The organism is Halomonas sp. ND22Bw, from assembly GCF_003011945.1.
Classification (GTDB): domain Bacteria; phylum Pseudomonadota; class Gammaproteobacteria; order Pseudomonadales; family Halomonadaceae; genus Halomonas; species Halomonas halophila.
On sequence record NZ_PXWD01000601.1, the window covers coordinates 1 to 290 of the forward strand.

The 290-nt window shown below is 62.4% G+C and carries 1 protein-coding gene; it reads left to right on the top strand.

Translation table 11 applies throughout. The annotated features are described in order from the left end of the window. The coding region (locus tag CVH10_RS19560) for a GTP-binding protein (protein WP_146143117.1) at positions 1 to 230 on the top strand (230 nt) is incomplete at its 5' end. Between the last annotated feature and the right edge of the window lie 60 nt (positions 231 to 290).

Genomic DNA, 290 nt, shown 5'->3' on the forward strand with positions numbered 1-290 from the left:
TGGACCGGCTGCTGGGCGAGCAGGGTCAAAACATCCTGCGCGCCAAGGGCATCATCGACGTGAAGGGCGAGGATCGCCGCCTAGTCTTCCAGGCCGTTCACATGATCCTGGAAGGCGACCTGCAACGCGAATGGGGCGCCGCCGAACGCCGCTGGAGCCGCGCGGTCTTCATCGGCCGCGATCTGAACGAGGCCGAACTGCGCCAAGGGTTTGAGGCCTGCGCGGCCTAAAGTTCTTGCTTTGTTCTGATTCGTACACAAGGATGGACGTCTCACCGATGAGGAGACGTC